The organism is Corallococcus sp. AB030 (assembly GCF_003668965.1).
GTDB classification, from domain to species: Bacteria; Myxococcota; Myxococcia; order Myxococcales; family Myxococcaceae; genus Corallococcus; species Corallococcus exiguus.
In genome coordinates this window covers 18,520-27,752 of sequence record NZ_RAWQ01000149.1, presented here as the reverse complement: position 1 = coordinate 27,752, position 9,233 = coordinate 18,520, and the positions used below count along the sequence as shown (strand labels likewise).

Sequence of the window (9,233 nt, the reverse complement as noted above, 5' to 3'; positions counted from 1 at the left end):
ATTCTGGGGACGGGTGACGTTCATGAACAACCCTTGCGCTCGGGGGAGGAGACCGCGGCTCCTTATTATCGAAGAAGGCGGCCGTCCGGTTGTGGGCGGCATGGTGATGGCAACGCCGGGGCTCCTAGGATGTCATCCATCATGAAGACCCCGGCCGGAGACGACCGCGACAACACGCTTCCCGCGCGCAGCCCTGATGGCGAGGCGACGCGACTGCTGCCGCGGACGCCAGCGGAGACCGTGCCCGCGACGAATGAATCGGACCGGCAGCCCCGGCACGGGACGTCCTCACCCGTCCAGGTGGGGCGCTACCTGCTCCTGCGGCCGCTGGGCGCGGGAGGCATGGGCGTGGTGTACGCGGCCTATGATCCGGACCTGGACCGGAAGGTGGCGCTGAAGCTGCTGCGCTCGGATGGGCACGCGGATCCGGAGCTGGGACGGGCGCGGCTCCTGCGCGAGGCGCAGGCGATGGCGCGCATCTCGCACCCGAACGTCATCCCGGTGTTCGACGTGGGCATCTGGGGCGCCCAGGTCTTCCTGGCGATGGAGCTGCTGGATGGGGGCACGCTGGGGCAGTGGCTGAAGGAGGCCCCTCGCTCGTGGCGCGAGGTGCTGGAGGCGTACCTGGGCGCGGGCCGGGGGCTCGTGGCCGCGCACGCGGTGGGGCTGGTGCACCGCGACTTCAAGCCGGCCAACGTGCTGAGGGACCGCCGGGGCCGCGTCTGCGTGACGGACTTCGGGCTCGCGCGCCAGGTGGGGCTGCCCTCTGGCGACGATGAGGACTCCTCCGCGCGGGAAGTGAACGCGCTGGCCGCGGAGCGGCGCATGTTGGATGCGCCCATCACCGTCACAGGCGCGGTGATGGGCACGCCGAACTACATGTCCCCGGAGCAGGTGCTGGGCGCGGTCCCGGACGCGAGCACGGATCAATTCAGCTTCTGCGCCGCGCTGTACGCCGCGCTGTACGGCCAGCGCCCCTTCGACGTCGCGCGCATGCAGGCGCTGAAGACGCCGGCCGACCTGGAGGGCCCGAATGCGCCCCGCCTCCTGGAGCCGCCGAGCGACTCGCGGGTGCCCGCGTGGGTGGGCCGGGCGGTGATGCGTGGGCTGGCGCTGCGTCCGGCGGAGCGCTTCCCGACGCTCGCGGAGCTGCTGGACGCGTTGGGGCAGGAGCCGAAGCGCAGGGCCCGGCGCCGCGCGTGGGGCGGCGTGGGCCTGCTGGCGGGAGGACTCCTGCTGGGCGGCGGCGTGCTCTATCAGCAGTCGCGCGTATGCGAGGGCGCGGACGCGCTCATGGCGCGGGTGTGGGGCTCGGAGCAGCGAGAGCAGGTGGTGCGTGCCTTCACCGCTACGGGCAGCCCGCTGGGGGCGGACCTGGCCGGGCGCGTGGCGGCCGTGCTGGATGGGTACGCGCGAAGCTGGAGCCAACAGCACACGGACGCGTGCAGGGCCACGCTCGTGGAGGGCACCCAGCCGGAGGCCCTGCGCGTCGAGCGCGTGGTGTGCCTGGAGCGGCGGCGCGAGGACGCACGCGCGGTGGTGGCGCTGCTGTCCACCGCGGACGTCCCCCTGGTGGAGAAGTCCCTGTCGCTGGTGAACGCGCTCCCCGCGCTGGACGAGTGCGCGGACGTGGCGAAGCTGGGCGAGCAGCAGCGGCTGCCGGAGTCGCCCGCGGAGCGCGCCGAGGTGGAGCGACTGGAGGCGCTCCTGTCGGAGGTGAAGGTGCTGGTGGATGGCGGACGCCTTCCCCAGGCCCGGGCGCGGCTGGAGCCGCTGGTGGAGGCCGTGCGGGCCACGGGGTACGCGCCGCTGATGGCCCGGCTCCAGCTTCAGCAGGGGTGGATGCGCGAGCAGTTGGGGGACTCCGAGGGAGCGGCCATCGCGCTGCGGCAGGCGGCCTTCGACGCGGAGGCGGGGAAGGCGGACCGGCTGAAGGTCACCATCCTCAACCGGCTGCTCTATGTGGAGGAGGGCCAGCGGCACTTCGAACCTGCGGAGGTCTGGAGCGGGCTCGCGGACGCGACGCTGCGGCGCATGGGCGGCGACGCCGTGCTGGAAGCGGAGGTGCGGATCAATCAAGGCAACCTCGCGAACGCGAGGAATGACTTCTCCCGCGCGAGCGCCCTCTTCGAGGAGGCGCGGACGCGGGCGGAGGCGGCGTTGCCGGAAGGCCACCCGCTGCGCGCGCGCATCACCTTCCTCCAGGGCAACCTGGCGATCCGGATGAAGGACACCGCGCGCGGCGTGGCGTTGCTGGAGCGCGCGCTGTCGCTGACGGAGGCCGCGGTGGGCCCGTTGCATCCGGACACCGCGCGAAGGCACGACGTCCTCGCCTGGGCACTTCGCGAGGCGGCGGATCCAGCCCGGGCCCTGCCGCACGCGCGCGCCGCCGTGGAGATCCGCAAGGCGCTCCTGGGGGCGCGCACGCTGCCGGTGGCGGAGGGACTGGACGAGGTGGGCATGTGCCTGCTGGCGCTGGGCCGCCATGACGAGGCGCTGCGCGTCTATGAGGAGGCGCTCGCGACGAAGCAGCAGGTGGCGCCTGCTGGCGACGAGACCTTCCAGTACAGCCAGGACGGCGTGGGCCAGGCGCTGCTGGGCCTGGGCCGCGCGAAGGACGCCATCGCGCCGTTGCGGCTGGCCGTGGCGTACCCGTCGATGCCGGACGGGACGCTGGCGGAGTCAGGCTTCGCGCTCGCGAGGGCGTTGTGGGAGGCCGGGGAGAGACAGCCCGCGAGGCAGGAGGCGGAAGCGGCCCGCGCGCGCTTCGTCCGAGCCACACGCGAGTCCGAAGCCGCGACCGTGGCCCGCTGGCTGGAGACGCATCCGGCTCCGGAGGCCGCCGCCGTCCCCGCGCGTCTCAAGGAGCCCCGGACTCGCGGAAGGCGGTAGCGCCACCGGGTGACTGGAGTCACCCAGCGCACGCGCCTTCCCTCCTGCGTGTCCCTCTGAAGCCGGGATGCGTAGGCCCTGGCATCGCTCCTGCTTTGGAAGTGGGCATCCGGCCGCAACCGGCCCACCTCCAGAACGGAGTGTTCCCATGGTCTCTGCCCTGTCCTCCAATGGTTCCTGCGTCCCCTCCTTCAAACGCTGGGACGTGAAGCCGAACGCTGTCCAGCCTCCGGCCGTCGCGACCGCCGGAGCGGCGAAGCCGCCTGCGTCCCAGCCCGCCACGGTGAAGGATGGCTTCGACGTGGGCCGCGACACCCGCGCGGATTGGCAGTCGTTCTCCGGGCAGGCCCAGGGCACGGGCCCGCGGACCGCGAGCACGGCGAAGACGCTGGCGCCCGACAAGGCGACGGCGGAGGCGGCCGTCCAGCAGAGCTACGCGGACTGGAAGGCGAAGTACGTCACGGCCGACGGAGCCAATGGTGCGCTGCGCGTGCAGCGCCCGGAGAACAACGGCGACACGGTGTCGGAGGGCATTGGCTACGGGATGCTGCTCGCCGCTAACAACGGAGACCAGACGACGTTCGATGGCCTGTGGAAGTACGCCCAGTCCCATCTGAACGAGAACGGCCTGATGAACTGGCGGATCGACGCCCAGGGCGGAACGCTGGGCCAGAACGGCGCCACGGACGCGGATGAGGACATGGCGATGGCGCTGGTGAGCGCCGACAAGAAGTGGGGCGGCTACAAGCAGGACGCCACCACGCTCATCGACAACATCCTGGAGCACGAGGTGGAGCCGGGCACGAACGTGCTCAAGCCGGGCGACGCGTTCGGTGGCTCCTCGGAGACGAATCCCAGCTACTTCGCGCCCGCGTACTACAAGGAGTTCAGCAAGTTCACCGGTGACACGCGCTGGGACCAGGTCGCGGACGCCAGCTACGACATGCTGGACAAGGCGCTGAAGCAGCCCGGTTCGAAGGACACGGGACTGGTGCCGGACTGGATGGATGCCAATGGCAAGCCGCTGGACCGGGGGCCGAACGCCACCTACGACGCCATGCGGACCCCCTGGCGCATCGGTCTGGACGCGGCGTGGAATGATGATCCGCGCGCCAGTGCCTACCTGGACAAGGTGAACACCTTCTGGAAGTCACAGGGCGTCGAGAACATCGGCGACACGTACGCGCTGGACGGCACGTCCCTGTCGAAGAACCACAACGCGACGGCGGTCTCCATGGCCGCGGCGGGCGCCATCGCGGACCCGGATGCCGGGTACCGTGGCGCGATGTGGAACGAGATGGTGAAGACCACCGAGGGCGGTGGCTACTTCGGTGACTCGTTGCGCGCGCTGTCGCTGCTGACGTCATCGGGGCAGATGGCGCGCCCCTCGGACACCAGCGCACCGCGGCTGGACGCGGTCTCCAGCCCCCAGGGCGTGAGCGGTGACTACGGCGCGGCACAGGCCATGACGGACATGGACAGGCTCTCGTCCCTGCACCCCGTGGGGACGGAGATGCACGGCGTGGGGGACGCGAATCGCGCCGGGTTCGAGAAGAACAAGCGCCCCATCGCCGAGGCCGCGCTCAGCGCCGCGAAGCGCTACTTCCCGGAGCTGCCACTCCAGGACGCCACGCGCATGCTGCTGGCGGACATCGCGCAGGAGTCCACGTTCAACCCGAAGCTCAACGTGGAACCCAACGGCAGCGTCACCCCGGACAAGACCATCGGTCTGTTGCAGCCGCGTGCGGCCTCCAACCTGGAGGACTTCCGCAACTACGCGAGCGGCAATGGCCTGAAGCGCGCGGACGGCAGCGCCTGGGACCCCAAGCAGACCCAGGACCCGGAGTTGGCCAACGTCTGGGAGAACGTGCACGTCGGCGCCTGGTACATGTCGCAGATGGCCCGGCTGGGTGCCGTCTCCGCCAACGAGCATTACCTCTGGGGTCGCGACGGGACGGCGCCCACCACCGTCCAGACGGGACTGCTCTCCCACTTCATGGGCCCGGGCGGCGCGGCCAACGAAGGCACCAGCAACCCCGGCGCCGCCAGGTACCTGTCCATGGTGGGCGGAGAGATGGACTTCCTCCAATCAGGCCTCGCCCAGCGCGTCTACGGCACCGTGCTCAAGCCCGGTGCCGTGTAACGCGTCACTGCTTCAGTCCAGGCGCGTCGCGACGCGGGCGACCATCGTGTCGCCGGTCGCGTCCCCGGCCTTGAGCGCGTACAGGGAGCGCATGACTTCGGACGTGATGTAGCGCAGGTGCGGCGATGGGGAGGTCGCGGCCTCGCAGATGATGCGCGCGATGTCGTCCGCGGTCTGTCCCATGCTCGCGTAGGTCTCCGCGGAGCCCCGCATGTACCGGCCCAGCAGCTCGCCATACACGGCTGGTCCGTTGCCCTGGGTGCCATTGCCCGTCGCGCGCACGTTGTTGACGAACTCCGTGTGGACCGGCCCCGGCTCCACCAGCGAGACCTGGATACCCAGCCGGGACGCCACGGGGGCCAGGCTCTCCATGAAGCCCTCCACCGCGAACTTCGCCGCGCAGTACGCGTCATTGAAGGGCTGACCCACCAGTCCTCCAAAGCTGCTCACGGAGATGATGCGCCCGGACCGCTGCTCTCGCATGAGAGGGAACACCGCCTGGGTGACGCGCCACACGCCGAAGAAGTTGACCTCCATCGTGCGCCGCAGGGCCTCCTCGGAGGTCTGCTCCATCGTGGCCAGGTAGCCCGCGCCCGCGTTGTTCACCAGCAGGTCGATGCGGCCGTGCGCCTGGAGGATGTCGCGGACACACGCCTGGGTGGAGGCGTCACTGGTCACGTCCAGCGTGCGGATGTGGAGCTTCACGGCCTCCCGGTCCGCCCGGTCCCGGAGCGCGTCCGCCCGGGCGCTGTCGCGCAGGGTGGCCACGACTTCGAAGCCCTGGCGTGCCAGGTGGATGGCCGTGCTCAGGCCAATGCCAGTGGAGGTGCCAGTGACGAGTGCGACCGGGGCCATGCAAGGTGTCTCCTGGAGCGGCGCACCGGGAGCGGCGCGCAGGGCGCAATGACTATCACCCTGGGCCCCTCCCGCACGCGGATTCCAGGACTCAGGTCTTCTTCAGCTTCTCTCCCACCGCGCCGAGCAGCTGGTCGAAGGACTCGGAGAACAGGCGGATGCCGTCAGTGGACAGCTCGTCCGTCACCGTCTTCATGGAGATGCCGGCTGCTTCCAGCTGGCGCATCGTCGCCTCCGCCCCGGGCAGGTCCTCCTCCAGGCTGGGGCGCACCTTGCCGTGGTCCCGGAACGCGTCGATGGTGGCGGGCGGCATGGTGTTCACCGTGTCGCGGCCGATGAGCTCCTCCACGTAGAGCACGTCGCGCAGCTTCGGGCTCTTGGTGCTGGTGCTCGCCCAGAGCACGCGCTGCACCTTGGCGCCCTTCGCCGCGAGCGCCTTCCAGCGCGAGCTCCCGAAGACCTCCTTGAAGGTGCGGTAGGCGAGCTTCGCGTTGGCGATGGCCACCTTGCCGCTCAGTCCCTCCATCGCCTTCTGCTGCTCCGGCGTGGCGCCCGCCTTGAGCTTCTTCTCAATCTCCTTGTCCACGATGGCGTCGATGCGGCTGATGAAGAACGACGCCACGCTCGCCACGCGGCTCACGTCCCCACCGGACGCGGCGAACTTCTCCAGGCCGGAGACGTAGGCCTCGGCGATCTGCTTGTAGCGCTCCTGGCTGAAGAGCAGCGTCACGTTGACGTTGAGGCCCTCGGCGGTGAGCTGCTCGAAGGCCGGCAGGCCCGGAATGGTGCCCGGGACCTTGATCATCACGTTGGGCCGCGACAGCGTCTTCCACAGCCGCCGCGCCTCCTCCTGCGTGCCCTGCGTGTCCAGCGCCAGGCCCGGTGACACCTCCAGCGACGCGTAGCCGTCCTGGCCCTTCGTCGCGTCGTACACGGGCTTGAGGATGTCCGCGGCGCCCTGCACGTCGCGCACGGCGAGCTGCTCATAGAGGTCGTTGCCGGAGAGGCCCTTGCCCTTCGCCGCGTCGAAGAGGTCCTGGTAATCGTCACTGCCCGACACGGCCTTCTGGAAGATGGTCGGGTTGGAGGTGAGCCCCTTGAGCCCGTCCTCGTCGATGAACTTCTTCAGCGTGCCCTTGGTGATGTAGCTGCGCTGGAGGTTGTCCACCCAGACGGATTGGCCGAACTCGGCGAGCTGTCGCAGCGGATTCATGGATTCTCCCGGCGGGGGCGCGAGGCTCCCAGATGGCGTTGCTTCAAGTTGCGCATGCCCTGCCGCCCACGTCCGGCCGGGCGGGCAGGCACTCGCGGATTCTGCCTGTGAACAGGGCCGGCGGGGGGCAACGCTTCTCGCAGGCCGGGGCAGTCAACACAGTAGCGGGGGCACACCCCTGGCCCCCCAACCCGGGAGCGAAACGATGGCGGACACCTTGGCGGACCTCGCGGCGCAGCTGCGCATCGACAGCATCCGCTGCACCACGGCGGCGGGCTCGGGCCACCCCAGCTCGTCCATGTCCGCGGCGGACATCATGGCCGTGCTGTTCCAGAAGTACCTGCGCTTCGACTTCCAACAGCCGAAGGCCCCCAACAACGACCGCTTCGTGCTCTCCAAGGGCCACGCCTGCCCGGTCCTCTACTCCGCCTTCAAGGCAGCGGGCGCCATCGACGACCGGGAATTGCTCTCGCTGCGCAAGTTCGGCAGCCGGCTGGAGGGGCACCCGAACCCGCACGTGCTGCCGCTCGTGGACGTGGCCACCGGGTCGCTGGGGCAGGGGCTGGCCGTGGGCGTGGGAATGGCGCTCGGCGCGAGGATGGATGGACTGCCCTTCCGCACCTACGTGCTCATGGGCGACAGCGAGACAGCGGAGGGCTCCGTGTGGGAGGCGTTCGACAAGGCCGGCCACTATGGGCTCGACAACCTGTGCGCCATCATCGACGTGAACCGGCTGGGGCAGAGCCGTGAGACGGAGCTGGGCTGGAACCTGGATGCCTACGCGGCCCGCGCCCGAGCCTTCGGGTGGAACGCCGTCACGCTGGACGGCCATGACCTGGGCGCCATCGACCGGGCCTTCGCCGAAGCCCAGGCGAAGAAGGGTCAGCCCACCTGCCTCATCTGCAAGACGGAGAAGGGGCACGGCTCCTCGCTCATCGCCAACCAGGACGGCTGGCACGGCAAGCCGCTGCCGGAGGACAAGGCACAGGACGCCATCCGCGAGCTGGGCGGAGAGCGCAACGTCCGCGTCCAGGTGAAGAAGCCGGAGGCGCTGAAGGCCACCGTCCAGGACAAGGCCTCGCCGTTGCAGCTGCCCACGTATGAGGTCGGCCAGAAGGAGGCCACGCGCAAGGCGTATGGCGACGCGCTCCTGGCGCTGGGCAACGCCCGGCCGGACGTGGTGGCGCTGGACGCGGAGGTGTCCAACTCCACGTACTCGAACGAGTTCCAGAAGGCGCACCCGAAGCGCTACTTCGAGATGTTCATCGCGGAGCAGAACATGGTGTCCAGCGCGGTGGGCATGGCGGTGCTGGGCAAGAAGGCCTTCGTCAGCACCTTCGCGGCCTTCCTGTCGCGCGCCTACGACCAGGTGCGCATGGCGGCCATCTCCAACGCCACGGTGCACCTGTGCGGCAGCCACGCAGGCGTGTCCATTGGAGAGGACGGACCGTCGCAGATGGCGCTGGAAGACCTGGCGATGATGCGCGCGGTGGGCGGCAGCACGGTGCTCTACCCGAGCGACGCGAACCAGACCGCGAAGCTCCTGGCGCAGGTGCTGGAGCGCCAGGGCATCACCTACCTGCGCAGCACGCGTGAGAAGACGCCGGTGCTCTACCCCGCGACGGAGGACTTCCCCATTGGCGGCAGCAAGGTGGTGCGCCAGTCCGATGAGGACGTGGCGACGGTGGTGGCCGCCGGCATCACGCTGCACGAAGCGCTCAAGGCCTACGAGGCGCTGAAGAAGGACGGCATCGCGGTGCGCGTCGTCGACCTGTACTCCGTGAAGCCGGTGGACGCGAAGACGCTGCGCAAGGCCGCGCGAGAGACGCTGGGGCGGCTCATCGTGGTGGAGGACCACTGGGCGGAAGGGGGCCTGGCGGACGCGGTGCTGGAGGCCTTCACTGGTGAGCGCGAGCGGCTGCCCATCGTGGTGCGGCTCGCGGTGACGAAGATGCCCGGCTCCGGCAAGCCCGCGGAGCTGCTGAACGCCGCGGGCATCGACGCGGAGCACATCGTGGAGGCCGTCACCTCGCTGAGGGAGGAGACGACGGCCCGGGGCGGGGACGGCCAGGGCAAGCCGCCCGAGAACGCCTGGGGCCACACGAACGCGTAGCCCCGGGTGTCTGTCTT

At 70.1% G+C, this 9,233-nt stretch carries 5 protein-coding genes; 3 read left to right on the top strand and 2 right to left on the bottom strand.

The features are described from left to right. Positions 1-141 precede the first annotated feature (141 nt). Positions 142-2,892 (top strand): serine/threonine-protein kinase, encoded by a 2,751-nt coding sequence (locus tag D7Y15_RS29650; RefSeq protein WP_121754661.1) that lies wholly within the window; start codon positions 142-144, stop codon positions 2,890-2,892. A 148-nt stretch (positions 2,893-3,040) separates the two neighbouring features. After that, positions 3,041-5,035, top strand: a complete 1,995-nt coding sequence (locus D7Y15_RS29645) for a glycosyl hydrolase family 8 (RefSeq protein ID WP_158629132.1) — start codon at positions 3,041-3,043, stop codon at positions 5,033-5,035. 12 nt (positions 5,036-5,047) lie between these two features. Here D7Y15_RS29645 and D7Y15_RS29640 read toward each other — a convergent pair whose 3' ends face one another. Then, a complete protein-coding gene (locus D7Y15_RS29640) occupies positions 5,048-5,890 on the bottom strand; it encodes an SDR family oxidoreductase (protein ID WP_121754658.1) in 843 nt (280 codons plus the stop codon). 91 nt (positions 5,891-5,981) lie between these two features. Continuing rightward, the gene (tal, locus tag D7Y15_RS29635; RefSeq protein WP_121754657.1) at positions 5,982-7,103 is read right to left on the bottom strand and encodes a transaldolase; all 1,122 of its coding nucleotides are present in this window, start codon (positions 7,101-7,103) and stop codon (positions 5,982-5,984) included. A gap of 205 nt (positions 7,104-7,308) precedes the next feature. Here tal and D7Y15_RS29630 point away from each other — a divergent pair, with 205 nt between their 5' ends. After that, positions 7,309-9,216, top strand: coding sequence for a transketolase (locus D7Y15_RS29630; RefSeq protein ID WP_121754656.1), 1,908 nt, complete (start codon positions 7,309-7,311; stop codon positions 9,214-9,216). Positions 9,217-9,233 lie beyond the last annotated feature (17 nt).